This window comes from Ureibacillus sp. FSL E2-3493, from assembly GCF_038077515.1.
GTDB classification, from domain to species: Bacteria; Bacillota; Bacilli; order Bacillales_A; family Planococcaceae; genus Ureibacillus; species Ureibacillus halotolerans.
Map to the genome: position 1 here is coordinate 3031703 of NZ_JBBOPK010000001.1, position 25450 is coordinate 3057152.

At 35.0% G+C, this 25450-nt stretch carries 26 protein-coding genes; 12 read left to right on the top strand and 14 right to left on the bottom strand.

All coding sequences use genetic code 11. The features are described 5' to 3' along the window. Positions 1–117: 117 nt before the first annotated feature. Positions 118–363 (bottom strand): hypothetical protein, encoded by a 246-nt coding sequence (locus MHH69_RS15630; RefSeq protein ID WP_122971497.1) that lies wholly within the window; start codon positions 361–363, stop codon positions 118–120. A 149-nt stretch (positions 364–512) separates the two neighbouring features. Here MHH69_RS15630 and MHH69_RS15635 point away from each other — a divergent pair, with 149 nt between their 5' ends. The 4 genes from MHH69_RS15635 to MHH69_RS15650 all read left to right on the top strand — a co-directional run bounded on the left by MHH69_RS15635 (position 513) and on the right by MHH69_RS15650 (position 3465). Beyond that, positions 513–653 (top strand): hypothetical protein, encoded by a 141-nt coding sequence (locus tag MHH69_RS15635; RefSeq protein WP_341362698.1) that lies wholly within the window; start codon positions 513–515, stop codon positions 651–653. Positions 654–964: 311 nt separating this feature from the next. Continuing rightward, a complete protein-coding gene (locus MHH69_RS15640) occupies positions 965–2014 on the top strand; it encodes a tartrate dehydrogenase (protein ID WP_341362699.1) in 1050 nt (349 codons plus the stop codon). A 169-nt stretch (positions 2015–2183) separates the two neighbouring features. Further along, complete coding sequence (locus MHH69_RS15645) at positions 2184–2459, top strand: hypothetical protein (protein ID WP_122971495.1); 276 nt, start codon at positions 2184–2186, stop codon at positions 2457–2459. A 133-nt stretch (positions 2460–2592) separates the two neighbouring features. Continuing rightward, positions 2593–3465 (top strand): helix-turn-helix domain-containing protein, encoded by an 873-nt coding sequence (locus MHH69_RS15650; protein WP_122971494.1) that lies wholly within the window; start codon positions 2593–2595, stop codon positions 3463–3465. Positions 3466–3531: 66 nt separating this feature from the next. On the opposite strand, the gene MHH69_RS15655 is transcribed toward MHH69_RS15650, so the two are convergent. Continuing rightward, on the bottom strand, positions 3532–4170 hold the full coding sequence (locus tag MHH69_RS15655; protein WP_122971493.1) for a pyridoxamine 5'-phosphate oxidase family protein: 639 nt from the start codon (positions 4168–4170) through the stop codon (positions 3532–3534). Positions 4171–4318: 148 nt separating this feature from the next. Here MHH69_RS15655 and MHH69_RS15660 point away from each other — a divergent pair, with 148 nt between their 5' ends. Continuing rightward, positions 4319–4855 (top strand): ribonuclease H-like YkuK family protein, encoded by a 537-nt coding sequence (locus MHH69_RS15660; RefSeq protein WP_174232662.1) that lies wholly within the window; start codon positions 4319–4321, stop codon positions 4853–4855. An 87-nt stretch (positions 4856–4942) separates the two neighbouring features. Beyond that, positions 4943–6184 (top strand): aminopeptidase, encoded by a 1242-nt coding sequence (locus tag MHH69_RS15665; protein WP_122971492.1) that lies wholly within the window; start codon positions 4943–4945, stop codon positions 6182–6184. A gap of 64 nt (positions 6185–6248) precedes the next feature. Here the strand turns inward: MHH69_RS15665 and MHH69_RS15670 are convergent, their stop codons facing one another. Then, a complete protein-coding gene (locus MHH69_RS15670) occupies positions 6249–6977 on the bottom strand; it encodes an alpha/beta fold hydrolase (RefSeq protein ID WP_191707430.1) in 729 nt (242 codons plus the stop codon). A 315-nt stretch (positions 6978–7292) separates the two neighbouring features. Between MHH69_RS15670 and sstT the strand changes: the two genes are divergently transcribed. Continuing rightward, positions 7293–8513 carry a serine/threonine transporter SstT gene (gene sstT / locus MHH69_RS15675; RefSeq protein ID WP_341362700.1) on the top strand — a complete coding sequence of 407 codons (1221 nt, stop codon included), beginning with the start codon at positions 7293–7295 and terminating at the stop codon, positions 8511–8513. A 65-nt stretch (positions 8514–8578) separates the two neighbouring features. On the opposite strand, the gene MHH69_RS15680 is transcribed toward sstT, so the two are convergent. From MHH69_RS15680 to MHH69_RS15720, 9 genes are all read right to left on the bottom strand, one after another. Then, complete coding sequence (locus MHH69_RS15680) at positions 8579–9094, bottom strand: DUF1456 family protein (protein WP_122973412.1); 516 nt, start codon at positions 9092–9094, stop codon at positions 8579–8581. A gap of 225 nt (positions 9095–9319) precedes the next feature. Then, entirely contained in the window at positions 9320–10735 is a 1416-nt protein-coding gene (locus MHH69_RS15685) for an alanine/glycine:cation symporter family protein (RefSeq protein WP_341362701.1), read from the bottom strand. A 502-nt stretch (positions 10736–11237) separates the two neighbouring features. After that, positions 11238–14402, bottom strand: a complete 3165-nt coding sequence (locus MHH69_RS15690) for a hypothetical protein (protein WP_341362702.1) — start codon at positions 14400–14402, stop codon at positions 11238–11240. After that, positions 14399–15826 (bottom strand): glycosyltransferase family 2 protein, encoded by a 1428-nt coding sequence (locus MHH69_RS15695; RefSeq protein WP_122973415.1) that lies wholly within the window; start codon positions 15824–15826, stop codon positions 14399–14401. Before MHH69_RS15695 ends, MHH69_RS15690 begins: the two co-directional genes overlap by 4 nt. Beyond that, entirely contained in the window at positions 15814–16863 is a 1050-nt protein-coding gene (locus MHH69_RS15700) for a HEAT repeat domain-containing protein (protein WP_341362703.1), read from the bottom strand. The genes MHH69_RS15695 and MHH69_RS15700 overlap by 13 nt, the downstream gene beginning before the upstream one ends. Further along, positions 16860–17690 carry a response regulator gene (locus MHH69_RS15705; protein ID WP_341362704.1) on the bottom strand — a complete coding sequence of 277 codons (831 nt, stop codon included), beginning with the start codon at positions 17688–17690 and terminating at the stop codon, positions 16860–16862. The genes MHH69_RS15700 and MHH69_RS15705 overlap by 4 nt, the downstream gene beginning before the upstream one ends. 133 nt (positions 17691–17823) lie before the next feature. Next, positions 17824–19104 carry a response regulator gene (locus tag MHH69_RS15710; protein WP_341362705.1) on the bottom strand — a complete coding sequence of 427 codons (1281 nt, stop codon included), beginning with the start codon at positions 19102–19104 and terminating at the stop codon, positions 17824–17826. Continuing rightward, positions 19097–20296 carry a 7TM diverse intracellular signaling domain-containing protein gene (locus MHH69_RS15715; RefSeq protein WP_341362706.1) on the bottom strand — a complete coding sequence of 400 codons (1200 nt, stop codon included), beginning with the start codon at positions 20294–20296 and terminating at the stop codon, positions 19097–19099. Before MHH69_RS15715 ends, MHH69_RS15710 begins: the two co-directional genes overlap by 8 nt. A gap of 265 nt (positions 20297–20561) precedes the next feature. Beyond that, positions 20562–21128, bottom strand: coding sequence for a GGDEF domain-containing protein (locus MHH69_RS15720; protein ID WP_341362707.1), 567 nt, complete (start codon positions 21126–21128; stop codon positions 20562–20564). Positions 21129–21243: 115 nt separating this feature from the next. On the opposite strand from MHH69_RS15720, the gene MHH69_RS15725 reads away from it, so the two are divergent. The 5 genes from MHH69_RS15725 to MHH69_RS15745 all read left to right on the top strand — a co-directional run bounded on the left by MHH69_RS15725 (position 21244) and on the right by MHH69_RS15745 (position 24451). After that, positions 21244–22365, top strand: coding sequence for a response regulator (locus MHH69_RS15725; RefSeq protein ID WP_341362708.1), 1122 nt, complete (start codon positions 21244–21246; stop codon positions 22363–22365). Between the two features lie 521 nt (positions 22366–22886). After that, the gene (locus MHH69_RS15730) at positions 22887–23018 is read left to right on the top strand and encodes a hypothetical protein (protein ID WP_277749727.1); all 132 of its coding nucleotides are present in this window, start codon (positions 22887–22889) and stop codon (positions 23016–23018) included. A gap of 2 nt (positions 23019–23020) precedes the next feature. Then, positions 23021–23413 (top strand): spore coat protein, encoded by a 393-nt coding sequence (locus tag MHH69_RS15735; protein ID WP_241559386.1) that lies wholly within the window; start codon positions 23021–23023, stop codon positions 23411–23413. A gap of 33 nt (positions 23414–23446) precedes the next feature. Then, positions 23447–23878: a spore coat protein gene (locus MHH69_RS15740; RefSeq protein WP_122973476.1), complete on the top strand. Its 432-nt coding sequence runs from the start codon at positions 23447–23449 to the stop codon at positions 23876–23878. A gap of 372 nt (positions 23879–24250) precedes the next feature. Continuing rightward, positions 24251–24451: a spore coat protein gene (locus MHH69_RS15745; RefSeq protein ID WP_122973475.1), complete on the top strand. Its 201-nt coding sequence runs from the start codon at positions 24251–24253 to the stop codon at positions 24449–24451. A 129-nt stretch (positions 24452–24580) separates the two neighbouring features. Here the strand turns inward: MHH69_RS15745 and MHH69_RS15750 are convergent, their stop codons facing one another. Further along, the gene (locus tag MHH69_RS15750) at positions 24581–24817 is read right to left on the bottom strand and encodes a small acid-soluble spore protein Tlp (RefSeq protein WP_122973474.1); all 237 of its coding nucleotides are present in this window, start codon (positions 24815–24817) and stop codon (positions 24581–24583) included. An 85-nt stretch (positions 24818–24902) separates the two neighbouring features. Beyond that, positions 24903–25445: a TlpA family protein disulfide reductase gene (locus MHH69_RS15755; RefSeq protein ID WP_341362709.1), complete on the bottom strand. Its 543-nt coding sequence runs from the start codon at positions 25443–25445 to the stop codon at positions 24903–24905. Positions 25446–25450 lie beyond the last annotated feature (5 nt).

Consider the following 25450-nt stretch of genomic DNA (forward strand, 5'->3'; position numbering starts at 1 on the left):
TAGTACATTCCCTATTATTAATGGAAGTAATCCCTTCATTCTAATGGGAGTAAAATACGGCGAACTTATTAAAAAATAAAAAAAGGCACTGTAAATAAACAGTGCGATGACCATTCATTATTCCTCTTTAATAAACCGTACTTCATCATATCCACAAGACTTACAAACCATTAAATGGGGACAAATTTGATCTTTTGCCGTATTAGGATAACCATCTCCCATTTTGACCGTTTCTTCATCATTATAGTGTCCATAAGGATCCAAATAATCAGACACTTTCCCTGAATCCTCTAATGTCGTATGACATTTTGGGCAATTTACTTCTAACGTTTTTAATGAATTACATAAAGGACATATAGCCATTCGTATCACTCCTTTGCATTATAGTATCCATATTTTTGCTAATACTATGTAAACGCACCTTAAATAGAAACCCATTTTGAATAACATGACATTTTCTACATGAAATTGGGCAATCTAAAGGACAGCTAAAAGTAATGGAGGAAATCAGGATGAAAAAGGAAGAGAAACTAAATGAAGAAGCTGCATTAAATAACAACTTAGACTCAGCTACTTTAAGAGCGAACATGGAAATTGCTAAAGAACACGTACAAGCAAAAGCAACAAAAACTGCAACTCAAAAAAAAGAATAATACAAATCGGTTCTAACTTCATTTCGAAGAAGGTAACAATAAACTTTGTTTATGTTGCCTTTTTATTTTATGCGAAAACGATATAGTGAGTTAAAATCGGTATTACACTTTATAAACCCATAGCATTTAAATTATGTAATTTATTTAGTTCGATCCATAGTATTGTTTTAAAATAACCACTTCCCTTATATGAATCCCCTTAAGATATTAACTATCATTGATAAAAGAGGGTTTAACCCGCTCCGAAATAGCATTGGAAAATGTGTTAATATTTTAAGAGATTGAAAATTCAATAAAAGGGGTGTTCGTTGATGAATACATACAAAATCGCTGTTATTCCTGGGGATGGTATTGGAAAAGAAGTCGTTCCAGCAGCTATCGAAGTATTGGATAGTATTGCAAAGTTGGACGGCAGCTTCAAGTTCGAATGGACTTATTTTCCTTGGGGTTGTGATTACTATTTAGAACATGGTGAAATGATGCCTGAGGATGGATTAGAAACATTAAAACAATATGATCAAATTTTTTTAGGGGCGGTCGGCATGCCCGAACTTGTACCTGATCATATTTCACTTTGGGGTCTTCTTATTAAAATACGCCGTGGAATGAAACAGTCCATTAATGTGCGACCCGCAAAACTGTTAGCTGGATTACAATCCCCATTAAAGAATCCACAAAACTTTGATATTACTGTTGTTAGGGAAAACTCAGAAGGTGAATATTCGGACAGCGGAGGTCGTATTCATACTGGCGAAGATGGAATCGCTATTCAAAATGCAATCTTCACTAGAAAAAGTACGGAACGCGCTATGCGTTACGCCTTTGAATTAGCAAAAAGTTCCCGCAAACACGTAACAAGTGCGACGAAGTCCAACGGTCTAACTTATTCTATGCCGTTCTGGGATGAAGTTTTTAACGTAGTCAAAAAGGATTACCCTGAAATTGATACGTCTGTTCAGCATATTGATGCTTTAGCTGCTTTCTTTGTCATGAAGCCACAAGCATTTGATATAATTGTAGCTTCTAATTTATTCGGAGATATTCTAACTGACCTTGGTGGAGCGATTATGGGTAGTATTGGTATTGCTCCAGCTGCGAATTTAAATATCGAACGGGAATATCCATCTATGTTCGAACCTGTACATGGTTCTGCCCCTGATATTGCAGGTCTTGGTATCGCAAATCCTATTGGGCAGATTTGGACAGGTAAAATGATGCTAGATTTCTTAGGACATTATCATGCTGGTACGCGAATTTTAACCGCTATTGAAAAAACCCTATCTTCTGGTGTGAAAACGGGGGATTTAGGTGGAACAGCCACACTTGAAGAAGTGAAAAATACTGTCATCAACTATTTATAATGAAAATCATCCTAATTCATTTATGGATTGGGATGTTTTATTTTCCGAAACACTTTTATAGTCTAAAAGGTAGATAATGGATTCAAAAAACATCCCCTTTTAGGTAGTGTATTCATCCGAAATTAGTAATAGGTTTATCTCCCTCGCTATTATACGATTTACCTAAGACATGAAAGCGCTATCTTTCTGCGTAACGACGAAAAAAGAAGGTGGCTTCATTTCCATTCCGATTGATGAAATGGTCATTGCTGAAAAATCCTTTATTACTACCCTTGGTATGCCAGCTTCCCGTTTCGATTCCCTTTTATCGCAAGTTGCCCTCGGTAAATTACAACCAGGGAAAATGGTAAATCGGGAAATTAAACTTTCAGAAGTAGAAGGAATTTTCCAAGACATGACGAATTTTGCTACGACAGGAACATTCATCGTAACGGATTATTCATAAATACGGTTAGACTATCTGTCATTTACAGATGGTCTTTTATATTTTGTTTCCTCATACTGTTCGTACATTTTAGCAATTGATATCAAAAATTTTCCGTTCATTTTATGTAAGATGAAATAGAGGTGATTCACAAATGGTATATAGTGAAGCTACGCAACAACTGATACTCTATATCGAAAATCATATAACCGATGATTTGCAACTAAAACAATTCCCTTCTGTTGTAGGATATTCAAAATATCATTTACTAAGGGTATTTAAACAAGAAACTGGATTAACGATTGGAGAGTATATACGTTTAAGATGTCTTGCGACAGCTGCAATGTTTCTTCTACACTCCGATGAAACAATTATTACAATTGCATTTATGCTACAATTTCAATCGCAAGAAGCTTTCACCCGCGCGTTTAAAGAAGTATATACCATGCCTCCTGGAAAATATCGAAAAATGATGCGATCAATAGGCGGAATGGAGGAAAGCAATATGAGTAACAAAGTAAAGGGATGGTTTTTAAGTGGTTCCCACCCAGCTAACTATGCATTTGGGGTTGATGATCAAGTATTCCATTTAGGAACGAAATCAGGTGTATTATTTTCCACCGGAGATGTTGGTGAAGGGCAATTTGGAACAATTATGCAAAGTTTTCAAGCAGATATCTATAAAGGGAAACGGATTAAATTGTCGTGTTATTTAAAAACAGAACAAGTAGATAAATGCGGTGCATGGTGTCGAATCGATAATGCATCAGGGGATACAATTCAATTTGACAATATGGATAACCGTTCTATTACAGGGACGACTGAGTGGAACTATTATTCAATCGTACTAGACGTACCTGTACAAAGTACATCCATTCATTTCGGCGTCTTATTGGTAGGAAATGGAAAAGTTTGGGCGGATGGATTCCGATTTGAGGAAGTAGACGATTCAGTCCCTTCAACAAATATGATGGCAACTGAATTCCTTCCTACTCAACCTGTTAATTTAGATTTTAATGAGGAATAATCCAATCAGTAAATAAATCGTGATATTCAAAGGTAAGGGAAATGCCCTTACCTTTTATACATACAATTAATAAAGTCTCTTACTATAGCTTTCTTCCAACCTCTCTTGGATATCCTCGACACTACTATTCGGAAGTTTTGCGTGTTCAAATAATATTTTGGAAGCCGAGGGTAACAATTCTTTCTCTGTCCAAGTATCCGGCTCCCATAGACCGGATCGTTTAAATGCTTTCGCACAATGTATAAAACATTCTTCCACGTCAACAGCGATTCCTAAAAGGGGCATTTTCCCCCTTATAGCCATTTGTTCAAGTAAAGCTTCATCATTTACAATTGTGGCACGACCATTCACCCTTAATGTTTCACCAAGTCCCGGAATGAAAAAGAGAAGGCCTATTTTAGGGTTGGACAAAAGATTGCGCAACGAATCCATTCTTTTATTCCCGGGCCTTTCCGGTATAATGAGCTGCTTTTCATTTAACACGTGAACAAAATCAGGTTGATCTCCTCTTGGTGAAACATCACAATTGCCAAATTGATCCGAAGTAGATATTACTAAAAACGGCGATTTCGAAATAAAATCGACACAATGATGATCTAAATAAGTTATTACTTTATTTTTAACTAATTCACTAGGAAATCCTACAATCTCTCGAAGTTCCTCTTCCGTCTTAATACAATGTTTAAAGTCTACTTTTTCGATCAACTATCCCACTCCAATTTACATATTTTCAAAAAATTCCACACAATCTATCTACAATGTTATCAATTGTTCCATTTTAGTTCTAGTTATCAATCTGCCTATGTATCGAATAAGATGTATTAATCACTGGACTTACAAGAAAGGTGGAAAAATGAATAAGGATACTGAAATGGCAAATACCTTTCAAAATTTAAGTCAAAAAAATATGCCCTTTGATCAAGTATTTCAAAATATATTGCATTTCATGAAGAAAGATCCGATTGGTAATTTTCGTTTAATGTTCGGAACCGATTCTCAAGTTTTCACCCATTACACAAAGTTCATCACCGGTATTGTCATTCAACAAGAAAGAAAAGGTGTTTGGGCATGTATTCGAAAAGTAATTATTCCTAGGAAAATGACAAATTTACATGAACGGATTTCCTTTGAAACAACCCTTACAGAAGAAGTTGTTTCCTTATTTACAAATGAACATAAAGAACAATTAATTAATGTCGTTCTACCAAACATTTATAAAGGAGCTTCTTTTTCCATCGAAGGGCATATTGATATTGGTTCTGGGAAAAGAAATAAAACAAGAGTTTTTGTTGAAGAGATGGTCTCCCGATTAGAATCAATCGGGTTAGAACCAAAAATAAAACCCGATTCCTTTGTTGCTAGTAGCTATGCAAACCGCTTCACAAAATAAAATGAATCCATCTGAATTCGTTAAATAATTTTTTATAAAATTATGATAATATTGGATACAGTTACACAAAATTGGAGGAATACATTCATGTTAAATAACTTTATGGAAAATTTACAAAAATACGCAAAGCTGTTAGTTGCTAAAGGCATTAATGTTCAACCGGGAGATTGGGTGAAAATGACAATTACTGTTGATCAAGCTCCTTTAGCTCGATTCATTACACAGGAAGCTTATGCGTTAGGTGCAGAAAAGGTTATTGTCAAATGGTCTGATGATGAAATTACAAAATTACACTATTTACACCAACCAACAGAAGTATTAACGGACATTCCACAATACGAAATTGATGAATCAGAAGATCATGTTTTAAACCACCGAGTGAGCCGTCTTTCGATTTTATCTAGCGACCCTGGTCTGTTAAATGGGGTAGACCCTACGAAAGTGGCAGCTTTCCAAAATGTGGCGGGCAAAGCGTTCCATGCCCAACGTAAAGCTACACAAAACGATGATTTAAAATGGACGGTTGCTGCAGCAGCAGGAGCTAGTTGGGCGGCAACAGTATTCCCCCATTTAGCAACTTCTGAAGAACAAGTTGATGCCCTTTGGGATCAAATTTTTAAAACATGTCGCGTTTATGAAGAAGACCCAATTGCTGCATGGGATGAACATAAGAAAACATTAAATGAAAAAGCGGCAAAATTAAATGAAATTCAGTTTGATGCCCTTCACTACACTGCTCCTGGGACAGATTTAACGTTAGGTTTACCAAAAAACCATATTTGGGCATGTGCAGAAAGTTATAACCCTAAAGGTGAAGAGTTTATCGCGAATATGCCGACAGAAGAAATATTCACGGCTCCTGATACGCGCCGCATGGATGGGGTTGTTCGCAGTACAAAACCGCTTAGTTATGCGGGTACATTAATAGAAGGTATTGAAGTTCATTTTAAAGATGGAAAAATTGTTAATATCTCCGCTGAAAAGGGCGATGAAGCGATTAAAAAATTAGTATTTGAAAACGAAGGAGCTACTGGATTAGGAGAAGTTGCCCTTGTTCCAGATCCTTCGCCGATTTCCCAATCCGGCATCATTTTCTTCAATACGTTATATGATGAAAATGCATCGAATCATTTAGCTATCGGTTCGGCTTACCCTACAACAATTGAAGGTGGGACAACAATGAGTCAAGAGGAACTGCAAGCAAATGGGATGAATACATCTACAGTTCACGTTGATTTCATGATTGGTTCTGACAAAATGAATATCGATGGGATTAAACAAGATGGTACTGTCGTTCCTATTTTCCGTAACGGCGACTGGGCTTTCTAAAAATCGAAATACTTGCAAAAATAAAGCAATCTCTTCCCTTTCACGGAAGAGATTGCTTATTTATTTACATAAATTGTTTAACAGCCTCGGTAAAGCTTTTCGGGTCTTCTAACATACCGAGATGACCGGTTTTCGTTATGACTTTTTCCACGTTTTCATTCTTTGTTTGAATTGGTTGTACAATGCCATCTTCTGATCCTTCAATGACTAATATCGGCATTGTTGTATTGTCAACAAAGTTTTGTTGATTAGGTCGGGACTTCATCGCTTCAAGGGCGACAATTAAACCTTCTTCAGATGCACGGTAACCAATTTGCCGAGCAAATTGAATTTGCTCTTCTTTTGCATTATTACTAAAAAATGCCCCAATTAATTGATCAACAAAAGGTTCTACCCCTATTAAAGGAATTTGTTGCTGTTGTTTCGTTCGTTTTTCCTTTTGTTCCTCATTATCAGCACCATGGTATGAGTAGGCTAAAATAGCCCGTTTTATCGGAGCAACTTTTCCTTCAAGGGCTGCTAATACAATGTAACCGCCTAAAGAATGACCGAGCCAAGTTGCTTCCGTTACTCCTTCATGTTGTAGCACTTCTGTAACTGCTTGTGCATAATCATATACCGTATAACGGTCTTTTTCGAGTTTACTCGAACCATGTCCCGGTAAATCCACTGCAATGACATCATAATGGGAAGAAAGATCTTCGATTACATCTTGAAATATCTCCTTTGCACCTAAAAAACCGTGGACCAATACTAAAACTTCACCTGTACCTTTTCTTATATATTGTAACATTTCAATGCCCCTTCCATATCGTTACTTCTTTTTTACCTTTTCCCAAAATTCCTATTGGTAAAACAACTCCTTTAAAACAATTAATAATCTACCGGAATACTATATTATTAAAAATAATCTAAAAACCTTTCCTTCACTTAGAAGTTTATATAACTAGATTTCTTGGATTCTATTTTTCTAATTATATAATTATGAAATAATTACTTATTCCTTTATGGACATAACCATGATAAACTAATTTTTAAATAAAGTGTTCATTAGAGAAGTACATTTGTCCATTCTACTAACAATATTACTAACAACTTGGAGGAAAACATGAAAAACATGATACATATGTGGAATCGAATTAGCCTTGTTGTACGAATCATTATCGGTATTATTATCGGAGTAATTTTAGCATTAACAATTCCTGAAGCTGCAAGTTGGATTTCTATTTTGGGTTCCCTATTTGTTGGGGCGTTAAAAGCCGTTGCACCAATTTTAGTTCTTATTTTAGTCATGCATGCTATTTCTAGCCATAAAAGCGGCAAAAAAACGAATATGAAATCCATTTTAGGTCTTTATGCAATTGGTACGCTTTCTGCTGGGGCCGTTGGTGTTATCGCAAGCTTCCTGTTTCCCGTTACTTTGAAGCTTACAACTGGTGCTGAAGAAATATCACCTCCAGAAGGTGTATTAGAAGTTATTCGAACTTTACTTTTTAATCTTATAAGTAACCCTATTGACGCGATTGTAAATGCGAATTATCTTGGAATTTTAACGTGGGCAATTGTCCTTGGCTTTGCATTAAAGAATGCAGCCGATTCTACAAAAACAATGATAGGGAATTTTTCCGATGCTATTACGAAAATAGTTAAGTGGGTTATTGATCTAGCACCCTTTGGAATTATGGGTCTAGTCTATGAAGCTATCACTAAAAACGGTCTTTCAGCTTTGGGGGATTATGGAAAACTTCTAATATTGTTATTAGGCTGTATGTTCTTTGTAGCACTCGTAGTAAATCCAATCATTACGTTTATCTTTACCCGTGAAAATCCATATCCACTTGTATTTAAAACATTAAAAGAAAGTGCTATTACTGCATTTTTTACTCGGAGTTCCGCAGCGAACATTCCAGTTAATTTAACATTATGTAAAAAATTAGGGTTGGATGAAGATACGTATTCCGTCTCAATCCCGTTAGGCGCAACTATAAATATGGCAGGCGCCTCTGTTACAATCTCAGTATTAACATTAGCAGCTGCCAATACACTAGGAATTGAAGTGGATATATGGACAGCCACTATACTAATGTTTTTATCTGCCGTTTCAGCAGCTGGTGCATCGGGTGTTGCTGGTGGATCCCTATTATTAATTCCACTTGCTTGTAGTTTATTAGGAATTTCAAACGATATTGCGATGCAGGTGGTTGCGGTCGGTTTCATTATTAGTGTTTTACAAGACTCTTGTGAAACAGCCCTTAACTCATCTTCTGACGTGTTATTTACTGCCACTGCCGATATAGCAAAAAAACGAAAAAAAGGTCCAATTGCTTAAGTATATAAAGTATCTTTTTTAAAGAAACGCATGACTGCTAATATTGCAGTTATGCGTTTTAAATTTTATCCGCGATATTTGAAAGTTAATCCTTTTAAGAAGTTTCGTGTGAAATTGTCTCCACACTCTTTATAGTTTCGATGATCAGCTTTTCTTAAAATAGCACCAAGTTCACCTTTCGATACATTCAAGCCTGCTTCATAAAAAATCTCAATCATATCCTCAGTCGTTAAACTTAAGGCTACTTTCACTTTCTTTAACAATAAGTTATTAGGTGTATCTTTTTTACTGGAAACTTGTACTACCGGCTTTTCTTGTCCTGGCTTTACTTCTTGTTTCCCTCGTTTAAACGTTACGAAGCCATTTAAAAATGCTTCTAACATTTCGTACGTACAAGGTGTAAATTCATCCGTCGGCGTTAAATCAATTTCTCCATCTTCCGTTTGTTTTGGCTTTGTTAATATTTTTAATAGTTCTTCTTTCGTAACATCAAAACCACCTAATTTGAACATTTCCACCATATCGGTATTTTTAATATCTAATGCATAACGTAATCGTATTAATAAATCGTTGTTTGTCATAAACCAATCTCCTTTTTCATTATCCCATTCGTTAAAGGGATCATACAAAAATATTTTCCCCGATAACAAATGAAACATTACCTATTATCAATTTCTTAATGAATGTATACTTGATTAGTTTCTCAATAATTGTTATAAATTATCATTTTACACGAAAAATGTACAGTATTTATATAAGAAAACCTGACAATCTTTATAGGATCATCAGGTTTCCAATAAATATATTTAACGATTTTCTTCTTCGTCTCCCCAACATTCAACATCCCCAATGTTCGGTACATTTTTTTTGTAAAAGACTGGATCTTTACCTTTTTTCCGTTGTGCTAAATAGTCGTTAATGACCGGTTTAGCCACTTTCCACAATAATAGAATGGCAATTAAGTTGATTACCGCCATAACAGCCATAAACAGATCTGCTAAATCCCAAACGACCTGTACTTTAGCTATAGATCCAAACATCACAAAGCCAACTACTAAAACTCGGAAAACTTGTAAAAAGGTTTTTGATTCTTTAATAAACCCGATATTTGTTTCACCATAATAGTAGTTCCCTATCACCGTACTATACGCAAATAAGAAGACCGCTATTGCTAAAAAGATTCCTGCCCAATCACCTAAATTACTCACTAAAGAAACTTGTGTTAAATTTACAGACGCAGCATCTGATTTAAGATAGGCATCACTAAGTAATACAATCGCAGCAGTTGAAGTACAAACGAGCAGTGTATCAATAAATACACCTAATGTTTGGATTAACCCTTGTTTAACCGGGTGTGATACATCGGCAGTTGCTGCTGCATTTGGAGCAGAACCTATACCTGCTTCATTGGAGAATAAACCACGTTTAACCCCTTGCAATACAGCTGCCCCTATAATTCCGGCAAATGCCTCTTCTAATCCGAAGGCCGATTTAAAAATGAGCATAAAAACATTCGGTAGTTCAGTAATATTTAAAATAACAACAAGTAAAGCAATGCCAATATATGCAATTGCCATTACTGGTACAATAATTTGAGTCACACTTACAATTCGTTTTAACCCACCAAAAACGATAACAGCCGTTAAAGCGGAAAGTATAACACCGACAACTACACGATTTGTACCGAAACTTTCTTCAAATGCAATTGTAATTGTATTTGCTTGTACAGCGTTAAACACAAAACCATAAGTTAACGTAATAACGACGGCAAAAAGAACACCCATCCATCTTTTCCTCAGACCCTTTTCCATATAGTAAGCCGGCCCGCCACGATACATACCGCCATCTTTTACTTTATAAACTTGGGCTAACGTACTTTCAATTAAAGCGGATGCCCCACCAATTAAAGCAATCATCCACATCCAAAAAACCGCACCAGGACCACCAAGGGCAACCGCCGTCGCTACCCCGGCTATGTTCCCCGTCCCAATACGAGAAGCTGCAGAGATAGTAAACGCTTGGAAAGAAGAAACACCTTTTTTACCTGACTTATCCTTTGGGGATTTTTCTGTAAGTAATTTAAACATATCCGGAATTAAACGGAACTGAATAAACTTTGTTTTAAACGTGAAAAATAATCCTGCTCCTACTAATAAAATAATTAATAACCTAGAATATAAAAAATTGTTTACATCGCCTAATAGACTACCAAACCAATCCATACATTTCCCTCCTTCATTCGTTACTGCCAATTAAAAATTCTTAAAAAAGATTTTTATAGTTGTTCAATTCATTTTTACAAAGGTGTCAAACAGAATTCACCTAAAATTAAAATGCTTTAAAATATTTCTTTCAATCTATCTAAAAGTGAGCAATCTCTCTTTTAAAAAACAGATAAAAGGCGAAAAATTGCTTTTTCAAAACAACTTTTGGAGTTTTACTAAGAGATAAATTTACACACAACATTAAAAATTATAACAGCATAGCAATAAATAAGTAAAGAGTAGCATTTTTATTCATTTCCGATATAAATTATTACACTTAGAGAAACAAGGATTTCTAACGGGTTTAATGGCACTTTACAAAAGATAAAAAATGTACTCTAAAGTCAAAAAACATTATATATTGAATATTTTCTAATTTTTAAAAAAACTAAAAATTAATAAAAAAAGAATTAGTCCCCCCATTTAAAAGAGACTAATCCTTTACTTTTGGTTAAGTATTTTATTCTACTTTTCCGAATGCATCTTTCATAATATAATACGATTTTTTCAATCGTTCACTATATCGAGGTTCGTTCCAAGTATCCCAAGTATAAGGTAAAAGAGATAATTCATTTCCGGACATTTCTGGTATACTGCCCGTTACTTTTCCATCTTTTTCAAATACGACACCAAGGGAAATATTTTCGACTTTAACTGTTGCTTGCCCTCCATCCTTCTGTAAGTCCCCGATAAACTCTCTTTGACTCGGGTCTTTGGATTGAAGCAGTAGCCATGGAATACGTATTTCTAACTTATCTCCATTCCACATATAGTCTGCTAAAGAATCATAATCTCTTGATTCAGGATTGCCATTTCCTTCTCGAAGTTTCCCCGTTTCATAGGAACTTACCGGAATAATGTCTCCAGTCTTCGGAATTTCCAGACCTCTATTTAGCATATATTCGATTGGTTGGAATGTACCACTATTTTTTACTGGTATCGAAGGAGCCGGATCTAATAAATTCAATCCTTGCTTTCCATACATATAAGTATATAAATCGTAATAAGGGTCAATTTTCATACGAGATTCCTGTTGATTTCGACTAACGGTTGCCATGAAATCAACACCGTTCTGAATCGATAGACTTGGCCATTGTTCCACCTTCGTATTCCCTTGATTTCCTACGACATCAAATAAAATATGTGGAGTGTTATCTTTTAAATTTTGACCTTCTAATTTTATATACAAATAGCGTTCATCATAATCAACGGTAAAAGTTGTCTCTCCATCATAAAGGGCTTTTGTATCCCAATCACTTACATCACCGTCAACCTTAATTTTTAATCGATCGAAGCTAAGTAAACCATAATTTTGCTCACTCGTTTGTACATTTGACCAATATGGACGACGGTCCGGATTATCATAATCAACAGTATTCCATGTACGCTTAAACCATTCATCCTGCCAAGTAAATAATAATCCACCCATTAAATTTTCAGCCATAATATCTTCAAACAAACTTTTTAATATTTTGCCCTGTTGTTGTTCATTTAAAAATCCTTGATTCCACCCGTATGGATTTTCATGGGTTAAGCCACGGGAAGAAGGAACACCAAATTCAGCAATTAAAACCGGTAGACGATGGGCAGCATGAAGATCTGCTAAATAACCGGCATAACTGTTTTTATTGCCTCTATGATCCACAAAATTTAATAATCTTTCATCATAATTTAAAAAGTCAGGATAATATGGGTATACATGATATGAAGCAAATTGACCTGTTTGTTCCGCTTCCCCTTTTGTATAAATAACATTTGGATTAACACTTACCATATCCTCTTCTTCACTTGGCTCATATGGATGTTCAAGTAGATCGGTTGTTATCCAATTGGTGAAGCTCATTGGTCTAATCCAATTATACGTTTCAAATTCATAATTTAATATATAATCCATTTGTTCGGCTATCCAATGCTCAAAGGGGGATGCTTCTTCAGTATAGAAAAATTTGCCATCATATTCCCCAATATCCACATGCTGATCATTTGTTCCTTGAACCATTTTAGGGTACCACTCAATCCCTATCAACCAGCCGGCGATGTACTCTGATACGTCTGCTTGGTAAACACCGGATGCATGCCCTGGTCTTTTCTCAAGAACAGCATTACCATGAACAACGTCTACTATCGTTTTCATTTCATGTTGGAAGTCTGCTAAATTTTCCTCCTCATAGGCATCTAATGATTTTTTCAAACCATTTTCTTCTTCCTCTTCATTAATCCAAGCGCCGTGTAAAACATATAATTTTTTATCACTAGCTTCATTAAATCGTTTTAACGCATTGTAAAAGCCTGGCGGATGAATCGTATAAACACGAATCATATTCGCATTCATATCGGCAATCGATTCAAACCAACGATAATATTCCTCTTCTTTAATCGCGGCTTCTCCAGGGCTTGCACCTGGTTTCCCCATTCCTAAGTTAACCCCTTTAATAGTAACGGGTTGCCACTTGCCATCGACTTTTACTTCTAAACTATTTTCATTAATTCTGGATGTATATTGAAGATTGTCCTTTTTCGATACAGCGGATTCCAATTCTTCAAAATGATTCAGTATCTCTTCCATCACCGGAACATAAACAGACCAGTAAAATGCAGATTCATCGTTTTGTTTTAAAAGTTTATAAATAGATGCTAATCCTCTCATTTGATAGAAAGGTGGTAAACCTTTTACGTCGTTGTAATCACCAGCAAAATAGTAGCTTTTCGATTGATCATAGGAACGTTCTACTATAGCCGCAAACTCCTCTGGAATACCAAGCTCCTTTAGCTTTTTCTTCCCTTCATCAGTTAAAGACCAGTCGTAGTTTGCTAATGAAACAGCTCCGTTTTTCGGTGTAACAATATCAAACCAATATTGGTACTCTGGACTTTCTGAAAGGTCAAACTGTTCCTTTCCTTGTTCAGTAAACGTTAACCGAATTCCTTCTTCTGACACGTGTTTATCTAACTCAAGTACTTCTACTTGGTTCGTTATGTCATTTACTAATAAAAAGCCAGCACCTTTATATGGCCAGTTTTCACTATATTGCTCTTTCACCCATTGGGGCATTTCCATCCCCGAAAGACTTAAATCAGAGAAGTATCTGCCTGTCCATCCGTCCCATTCTAAACCTAAATAATCGGTAACGGCTCCTCTTACTTCAGCATTTGTAGGTGAAGCAAAAGTATTATATTCTGCGATCAATACACTTTTTTCATCGGAAGTTAAACGTTGGGCAATGGTCTCCCATTCTTCCATCTCAAGTCCTCCGTAAACTTTATCTGATTTTGATCCATGAATTTCTTTTGTATCGTTAAAATCCTCATCATAAACCCCGTATGTATCGGCTAAATAAATAACATCGTAATCATGATAATCATCAGGTAAAGCACGAGCAGATTCCTCTTTTTCCGGAGAATATCCGTAATAGTCCTCCGATTCCGCATAACTAGAATTTTCTTTCTTAAACTTTTCATAATTTAGTAACCACGTTATGCCTTCATGTTCCCTGTAATCGGTTTTGGCAACGGTTTTATCGATGATCGCGACAGAGAGCTCATTTCCCTTATCTAAAAACCAGATTGCAACCGGTGCAATAAGTAGAACTAAAAAAACAGCTATGCCAATATATACTCTTTTCATTGCTGTCTAGACTCCTTTTCTGAAATACCAACTCGCTCCATACTTCCCCAGTCGTGTCTTCGAATCATAAAACGAATAATTCCTTCACATCTCCAAAATAATGTTAATGGACGATACCAAACAAGTTCAGTTAAAGCTACAGAGGATATGTGCATTAACTCTCGAAGTGTTGGATACCGATTCATACTCCACGCTTCTAAGATGAGAGTCATCATAGATAAGATGGATCCATACAATATAAATAATAGAATCGATAAGATGGCGAATTCTGAATATGTATTACCCATCAATAAAGCAACGATGACATATATATAACCACCTAACTCAATCACCGGTCCAAAACATTCAATTACCCAAAAATAAGGGAAAGAAACGAACCCGAGGGAACCATATTTCGGATTGAAAGTCATGGACTTATGCTTCCATAAACTTTCAATCAACCCTTGATGCCATCTTCTACGTTGATTTCTCAACATACCAACTGTTTGAGGAACTTCTGTCCAACAAACTGGCTCCGCAACAAATTCTATTCGTTTATCTGCCTTCCCTTCGCGAATGAGACGATGTAACTTAACGATAATCTCCATATCTTCACCGATCGTATCGACCGAATATCCGCCTACTTTTATTGCCCATTCCTTTGAAAAAACACTAAATGCCCCGGAAATAATTAACATCATATTGAAACGGCTAAATGCAATACGTCCCATTAAAAATGCCCTTAAATACTCTACAATTTGCATGACAACAAGCGGCCTGTTCGAAATTATTGTTTTCCTAATGGCACCCATTGATATATCAGTACCATTGGCAACTCGAATGTTTCCTCCTGCAGCAATTACTTTGCCGCCTGATTGTAAAATTGGCTTCATTACTCTTTGTAAGGCTGTTGGCTCAAGTATTGAATCACCATCTACTGAACAGAAATAGGGGAATCTTGATACATTCATTCCGGCATTTAACGCATCCGCTTTACCACCATTTTCTTTATCTATCAGCCATAAAGATGGATGTATCGTTGATTGATAAATATTTATAATCCTTTTCGTAGAAATATGGGGACGGTATACTTTTTCAACCGGCTTCATTTGGAAATAATCGATTACTATTTCCTTTGTTCTATCTGTTGAACCATCGTTAATAACGATAATCTCTTTATCCGGATAACGAAGGGATAATAAGGAATGTATGCTATTAATAATTCCTATTTCTTCATTAAATGCCGGTACAAGAATAGAAACCGGCTTTGTTTGAAAGGAATCTAAATACTCTTCATCGATCACCATTTTTTTCATTAAATATTGTTTTCTTAAATGACGTATTGCTAAAAAAAGCATGATTACATAAATTCCAATGGCAATTACACTATAGACAATTATAAATTTACCAAAGAACAACATAATCCCATCGATTATCCAATCCATGACCAATCACCTTCTTTTCTTAGAACTTCTTGAGCGGCTTCAATGGCATAATTATCAGTAGCTGTCATTATGTATGTTTCAAGGGAAGCTCTTCCTTCATTATGTCGGGCAATCGTTTGAGCTGCCTGTACCCTTACTCGCCACTCCATGTCCTCCAATAAACGGAAAAGGATAGGTTTGCTTTTGCTAAATTTCACATATCGAGCCAATTTGGCTGCCATTAACCTTTCTTCCCAAGTCGCTGATTCAGATAGCTCTACACAAAATGCTTCTTCCTCAATGCCCAAATCATAAATTGCCTTTGCTACACGAATACGTATTTCTTTATCATCATCATGAACTAGCTCTAAAAGATATGGAATAGCCTCAAATGTATGCTTGTTCGATACCGTGTCAATTAGGGCATATTTTAAATGGGATTCGAATTCATTAAAATGAGCAAAAAAAGAAGTTAAAACGGAAAAAGAAAGGCGATTAAACAATATTCGGCAATCAAATTCTGTTAGAATCGATTGATACTGAAAGAGTAGCTGTTTAAAAGTCGATTCATCATATTTGGAGTAAATAGAGAGGAGTAAAATACACTCTTCCTTCTCCTTTTCCTCCTTCTGAACCCATTTACACTCCTTTAGCACCTCTATATTTCCGTAATCCTCTATTCGTGCTAAAGCGTTTAAACGGTTACTTCTCCGAGAACTGTTCAATAATTTTTTATAGTAATCATGTAAATATTGAGTGGCAATATAATGTAACTTCTCAGCTGTATGAGTTGCAGTCAAACTAGTAACATATACATTTGCCAATTCCTCATACCCTATGATTTCCTCTCGTTGCTTTGGTATAAAAGATTCAATAAGTTCACCATCATTAATGAAGTAGTCATACCAAGCTGATTCTGTTTTGTTTTTATAGTGATCTATAGTCGTTCTACGATGCTCTTCTTGGCTTTTTTTCCAAAGAAGATGCAAGCTTAATAGAATGAAACTAATGATGCAAACAACGATTAACCAAAAAACAGTGATTATTGCGTCGTTCATCTCCATAACCCCTTACAAGTTCGTTTTATTTGCGCTTCAAATAAACGAATATTAATTGGTTTTATGAAAAATCCATCTACACCTTTCTCATAGGAACGAATCATTTCTTCTTCTGATTGATTACTCGTCATCATAAAGACGATGAATTTTTGTTGATTTGGCATTTGTCGAAGCGTATGTAAAATATCGAGTCCGTTCCGCCTTGGCAAAATATCATTTAAAATAACGATGTGCATATGGGCTGATTTAATCCAATCCGATTCTAAAAAGGCTTGACCATCCTCAAAAACTTGAAGATCCAGTTTCATTCCATCAAGATGTATAGATTTAATTGTCGTAGCAAGAACTTTTCTGAACATCGAATTTTCTTCAAGAATACTTACTTTAATTTGTTCTATTTTTCTCTCTTCAAAATCACGTACTCGATGTACACCAGGCAGTTGAACAGCTTCCAACCCCTTTTCCACTATTTCGTTAAATTCCGCTGATTCATTTCGAATTTCAATCATACAGGCCGTGAAAGGTTCACTAATAATTGGTTTACGGGACTCTAATCGATTAAGTAGGGCGGAAGCTTCATTGGCACCACTTTGAGTTAACAAAAGTCCCCAAGTATTTTGCTGATCTACTTGAAATAGGACATCCGTTAAACGAATTTCATTTGCAAGAAAATCACGAATCGCTTCATAGGTACGCGCATCAAGTTTTTCATGAATTTTTAATAAAAGAATTGTAAATGGTTGACGTGAACGGTGAATAGACGCTTTAACCATCTCAAAAAATGGACGTACTTCTCTTTCATTAAATACAGATGTAACTGTTGTCATTGTATTTACATTCCTTTTCTACATATTTTTCAATGTTAACTTTTAGTTACTTTTATTGAATAATTTACCAATATATTATGGAGGGTCATAGGAGAGCTCACAATAGAGCACCCCTCCCCTCAAGTGAAAAAATTTATTTTGTTACTTCTTCTAAACTTTTATAAGGGACTGCTACGTTAAATGTTACAGTCGTACCACATCCTGGAACACTTTCAATAATCAATCCTTTACCACTTAAATGGATAAGACGTTTATTTGTATTCGTTAAACCAAGACCTTTATTTGAATTCGATAACTTTTTCTCCAACACATGGGAATGAACACCTTTCCCATCATCTACTATTTTAACTTCCACATTGTCATCTTTTTTCACAATGGAAATACTTACTGTTAATACTGGTTGATGTTCTGACATGCCATGACGGACTGCATTTTCAACTAACGTTTGAATGGAAAGGGGCGGAACTTTTGCATGTAGGCATTCACTATCTACATTCCAATGAACAGATAAACGGCTACCAAAGCGTTGCTGTTCAATAAATAGATAAGACTTCACCAGTTCTAATTCATTTTCAATGAAAATAGCATCCTGTAAATTACCTGCATCAAAACTTTTTTGCAAATAGTTTCCAAACTCATATAACAGCGTACTCATTTTATCAGGATCAATCTCACTTAAAGCAATAATGGCATTTAGTGTATTAAACAAGAAATGGGGCTGTATTTGAGCTTGGAGCAGAGCCGCTTCCGTCTGTGTCTGTTTATATAAGGATGTTTTCAGCTGAATTAGAGATGATACTCTAGCAAGTAGTTCTGCCTGTTCAACCGGCTTCTTCACATAATCATTTGCCCCCGCTTGGAAACCAGCTTGTATGTCTTCTACACGACTTCTAGCAGTTAAAAGTAATACGGGCAATTCTAACATAGAAAAAACTTCCCTTATTCTTGAAGTCAATTCGTATCCAGACATTTTTGGCATCATGACATCCGATACTACAATACTCCATTTTTCGCTATATAGCTGTTGTAACGCTTCTTCTGCACCAAGGCATGCCTTGACGGAATAACCTTCCTTCTCTAATATGCTACTGACAACCTTTAAGTTGACTGGGTCATCATCTACTAGTAACACATGAACATCACTTTCCAGAGCATCTTGGTGCTCTTGAACTATATCAGGTATTCCTTCATTAAAGATAATTTGACGCTCACCTTGTTCATGACTAATTGGTAAGGAGAACGAAAAGGAAGAACCTACTCCAGGAGAAGATGTAACAAATATTTCTCCTCCATGTAACTCGACTAACTGGGCACAAATGCTTAAACCAAGCCCAAGTCCTCCCCTTGAAGAAGTAATGCTTGAATCCGCCTGTTCATACGGTTGGAAGATCCGTTTTTGCAATTCCTCATCCATTCCAATTCCTGTATCTTTTATCAAATGGATAAAAAGGAATACCTATTTCTAATACTCTACCTTTAATAGAACCCCAAAACGTACTAGATGAAATGGCAATCACTGTAAATACTAAATAAATAGAATATGGTGTCTTAATAGAGATTTTTTTATTGAAAATTAATGGAATTAAAACGGCCGGTGTAAGCATTAATATCGAATAAATAGGCGATAAAATGTAATTAAACTCATTATAGTCTAAGCAAAGTATAGCGATTATGTAAAAAATAGAAACTGCACTAAATAATTTAAATGTTCGATTAAACTGATCCTTCACAAGAGTTTTTAAATAAAATACACTTAATATGTAAGCCGAAGCATAAAATAAAAGAGTAAGTTTTATTCTTTCTTCAAAACCAATTTCTGGCCAAATTACACGAATGAGTTGATCATCATCGAATATGATAGAAACGGCCATGCTGAACACTGCACCAGCAAATAAAAGTAGCTTTTTTTGTTTAAAAACAAATAAATAAAGAACTAAAATATAAATTCCGTGGAAAAACAGAACCGCAAAGCCAATCAATTGTAACCCCATACTAAAATGCTCATGGGCTTCAACTGCATTAACTCCACCAAAATAAATGGTACGTCCAATTCCTCCCCGTTTTATATGATCAAAATTAGAGACTTGTATTACGATATCAATTTTACCCGCAGCTGGTTGAGCGTTAACTGAAAATGGCATTTCATTAGGCTCAGAGGTAGCTTTATTCGCACCTACTTTTCCGAGTTCACCCACTTCTTCACCATTTATATAAACTCGAGATGCAGTACTAATTCCCATAAACCGAAGCCGATACATATTTGAATCATTAGGATTAGTAATGATTCGCAAATGATATGTTCCATGTCCAAACGAACTTTCCTGTTCATTTTGGTCGACACTTCTCCAATCCGATGGTACACGGATTGGTGTAGCATCTCCTTCATCTGAAAGTTGATTTGGATTTACAAACTTATCTGGATAAAAAGCCCATTCTCCGTTTACTGGCATTACTTCACTCATTAAATCGGCTGATCTTATATCTAAAACACCATCCTCAGCCTTTGGTCGATCCGGATCGTTATAATAAAACAACCAAGCTAATCGAAAACTTGTTAAAAGTATGATAAAACTAAGGATTATCAGCCATTTTTTCTTACTTTTCATTCGTTTATTTACTCCAATACAATAAGTTACTTCCCATTTAAAAGAAAAACTGTCAATCGATAGATTCTATTCAACAATTTCGATTCATGATAAATATCTATCATTCATATCGATATTTTGCTAGAAAAAACTTTATTTTCGTTACTCATCTCAACATATTGTAACAGTAAAGATAACCGTTTCCAATATGCCGGTCATTACGTTGGCCGACTAAAGTCCTTACAAAACTCTTACAAAATTACTATATTGAATAGTTTCCATTCTTTTATTTGCCATCGTAAAGACTATACATTTTTTCTATTGTGGATTTTGACTTCGCTCTATACATTGCACGATCTGCATACTCAATTAATTCATTGGCATTTTGACTATGTTCCGGAAACAAGCTTATTCCTATACTTGCGCCTAAATGTAATTGATTATTTTCAACAGAAAAAGGGGTGTCAAATACTTCTATTAATTGTTTGATCTTTTCATCTAAATAATCTGCTTGTTCAATAATAAGAACAAATTCATCTCCACTAAAATGAAAAGCATGTATCTCATTGTTCGATAATGTCAAAAGACGTGCTGCTACATCTTTTAAAATGGCATCCCCTACAAAATGTCCAAATATATCATTAATTTTTTTAAACTTATTTAAATCAACAAATACGACTGCAAGATTTGTTTTACTTTCTTGGGCCATTTGCATATAAGCTTCAATCGACATATAAAGCATTCGTCTATTTGGCAACTCTGTTAGTTCATGATGTAAGGCTAAATATTTCCATCTATCTGCTTCTACTTCATCACCAATCAATTCAATAGGATGTAAATAGACCCTATCCATATCGTTCCCCCTACTTTTATTACAATATCTTCATATTCTAGCTGTTACATCTTACAAAATTCTTTCTTTTCTCTTAAAATAAGAAATATATAGAAAAAATCGGGGTGAGAACAAGATGATTCGCGCTATTATAGCAGATGATGAGCCGCTTTCAATTGAACTTATGAAAAAACGGCTAGCAGATATTGGGGTTGAAATAATCGGCGCTTATACAGATGCTTATACTTTAATTTCAGATTTAAAAAACATATCTTTTAATACGGCTTTTTTAGATATTCAAATGCCGGGTATTAGCGGAATGGATTTAGCCGCCTTAATCCATGAAGAAAATCCTACTGTTCAAGTAGTGTTTGTTACGGCACATCGTGACTATGCCATACAAGCTTTTGAACTTGAAACAACGGATTATTTATTAAAACCCGTATTAAAAGAAAGACTTAATAAAACGATTAATCGTATTCATGAACGACTGGAAGAAGAACATCTTAGTGAATCAATGGATCATTCCACTCTCCCATCCTTGGAAATCCGATGTTTTAAGCAACTATCTTTATCTTTCAATGGCGAACCGGTTCTTTGGAAGTCAGCTAAAATAAAGGAATTATTCGCTTTTTTCTTAATGCATTTAGATACACCCATTCACAGAGATTTATTAATCGACAAACTATGGGAAAACCACGACTATAAAAAAGCAAAAATACATCTTCACACATGTATTTCATACATAAGAAAAATGCTTGAATCTTTCCATCCAAATCACACTCTATCTTTTGCCGGACAGCACTATACGCTTCATCTGGAACAAGCCTGGTGTGATGCGGTCGTTTTTGAACATATGCCAACTGTTGTTTCTTCAAAAAATATAGATACTATTGAAAGGAATATTCTTTTATATAATGGAGAATATTTAGAGGAAGAAGGGTATGAGTGGGCACGGGTAAAAGCGAATGAACTTTCAGGGAAATTTATTTCCACTCTTTACAGTTTAGCTGATTACTACGAACAAGAACATTTAGATACTAAATACATTACTGTGCTTCAAAAAATTCTGCAGTTTAATCCTTATTCAGAATCCGCAGTAGTTCGGTTAATGAAGGTCTATATTCGCCTAGGTATGCGTGCAGATGCTCTTCATTTATATGAATCATTTAAACAATCATTATGTGAAGACCTTGGTATTTTTCCAGAGAAAGAAACAAGTCAAATTTACACCCTTTTAAAACAAGGCGACCTTTAGTACTTTTCCCTGCTAACCAACTCTTTCGTATACCTAATATCCCCCTTTAAACAAAACCCTCTTTATTCAAAAGGAAAGTTCCCATTCAAAGTCAACTACCTATCATTAGTTGACTTTTTATTTACATAGTCCAGTTATTAGTGGATTAGTTCTTGAATTAGGACGAATCCTTTTTTATTTAAAAAAATGTTTCATTAATAAATTATTTCTTTGTCATTGTGTGATTGCATGAGACGTTTAGTAGTTACGCTGAATACAATGGAAAGAATAGATTTCCCCTTTCCCGTTCATTTCAATTTTTCCAAGTAAAAATGTCTAAAATATTTCCCTTCCCAAATCAAAATAGGCTTTCTTCCTATTAATTCATAAAGTTTTTTTCAAATATAAGATAATCAACTATATCAAATTTTTATAAGTCCATATTCTATTAGTGTCAAGTGGAGAAACTTGGTGATTTTTCAGGAAAGGAGGAGAATATTAGGTGAAACGTTGGAGATGTTCAAATTGTAGTCAGAAAAATTTTGAGGATAGACATCGCTGTAGACGATGCAGTTCCCCTAATCATTCGATGGAGGAGAGTAGCAGCAGTAGTAGCAGTAGCAGTAGTAGTAGCAGCAGCTGTAACAACGGGTTCAATTTTAACAATGAAATGATGATGGGAAGCACACTTCCAAACGCTACAGTTGCACAAAATTTTGATCAAGTTATGTTAGTAGAACAAACTTCTGACGAATTAATCTGGATTAAAGATTCCTGCAACATTACAGTTGATACAAATGATACACAAGCCGCAATTTCTCTTCAAGTTGGTTTACAACTTGCAATTGCTTTAGTAATCAGCATTTCTCTTGGTGATTCTATAGAAGGTCGAGCTGTAGCGCAAGAACTCTTCCAGAAGTTAGATAGTGAACAGACAAACAAACAAAAAGTTTACATCGAAAATTCTAAAGATGTTTCGATTACAACATCTGATACAGACCTTTCTGTGAATATTCAAGCATTGTTACAAGTGCTTGTATCACTAGTAGTGAAATTAGATGTTCTTTAATCTTTAAATTTTAGGGTGAAAGAGGTGAGAAGAATGGGAGAAAAAAAGTGGAGAGCATTAGATCATTGTGACGATAACAGCAGCAATATCGATTCCGATACAGCGCAAAATGCCGATCAAGTCATGAATACGACACAACAATCTTTTGAATGGATTATTGTAAAGGATTCAGAAGGTGTTAATGTTAATACAACAGATACTCAAGTTGCAATATCTTTACAACTAGCTATCCAAGCAGCAATTGCTATTGTAATTAGTATTACAATCGGTGACGATGATCAAGGCAATGCTGTTACACAAGATCTATTGCAGTTCATGAAAACAAAACAACGCAATACTCAAAAAACGATTATCGAAACATCTAAAAATGTTACAGTGAACACAACTGACACTGATGTATCAGTGAATATCCAAGCAATGCTACAAATTCTTCTAGCGCTTGTTGCTAAATTAGATATCTTATAGTATTGACACTAAAATAGCTCGGATAAATAGAAATATATAAAACTCATGAGAAATCTTCTAAATATATCCTAAAGCTAATCACTAGGTTATGTACTAAACAAAACATTTCCCAACAACAAAATAGGCAATTTTATGATCATCGGAACCTATTTATTAGTCGATTTTTTATGGGGAGAGAAGTTTTTCCACGTAACATACGAATCATTTATGTTGCGTGGGATATTATTTTTTGCATCAAAATTTACCATAAGTTTTTTGGATAATACTTAAATTTTATGAAAAACACGAAGAGGAACTAATAATCTTTCGTTTCCTCTTAACTAATCGTTGCATATGCTATTTAGAGCTACTTAATGTTAAGGAGTGATACGTATGAAGGATCCAAATGCAATTCCTAACAAAGTTGTTGACCTACTAGTTAGTGAAGTTCTCCGAAAAAATGGTGTTAATCTAGAGAACACTAAAAGTAAATTAACAGATGAACAAAAACAATCACTAAAAGAACTAGTAGAAGATTTAAAATCGCAAGTCGACGGTTTCGTTAACCAATCTACTACAAAAAAGAATAATTAATAAGAATGAAGATAAATCATCTATTCTTTATAAATTAAATACCCTCTAAAATGTTTAACAATCAATTTAGAGGGTATTTTCCCTTAAATTCTTTTTAAAAAAATGAATAACTTTCCCAGAATTCCTCCTCTATATCTTACCTTTTTTACGTGCTTCCATTTCTTCCTTCATTTCTGCATTCATCGCTTCAATCGATTGTTTACGGCGCTCATTTTTTTGTTTCAACATTTCCCGTTCTTCTGGACTTGCAAATTCCATACTCACTTCTGCTTCATGAAGTTTTCTTTCGGTGTTTTCGATCATGTCATGAAGACGTTCCACATTATTAAAGCGATTGTCTCGTTTTGGTTGTTTTTCGTTTGTCATCGTGTTCCTCCAAATACTGTTTTAAAGTAGTTTGGGTAACTTTTATCTATCTATTCAAATCAGTCAATAGGAACATAAATTTCAACTAAAGATTTGTAACAAGTTTTTTTAATTGTTTTTCATTTATTGGTCCTTTTATTGTATACTTCAATATTCCATTTGCATCCACAATAATAGTTGTTGGATAAGTGAGTACCTTAAAGGATTTCTCAAGGGACTTGTCTAGGTCTAAAAAGATTGGGAATTTTAAATCGTATAAATCTATAAATTTCTCGATATTTTTACGAATCTCAGATGAAGTGATATTGATTGCTAATAGCTCAACATTATCAGGCATATTGTCATAAAATGCTTTTAAATGAGGTGCCTCTTGTTGACACGGTCCACACCAAGATGCCCAAAAATTAATAATTAGAACCTTACCTCTGTATTCTTCTAACGTTGTAACAGACTCATCTAACTTAGTTAAAGGAGTATTGTAGTCTACCTTTACTGTTTCCTTAGCCGTCGTTATCATTGGATTAAAATCCGTATCTTTTGTAATATCCTTCTTCACTAAAATGACAATTAGTAAAATAATACATAAAGCTGAAAATATTAAGATAATTCTTATTCGTTGAATATTCAATTGCT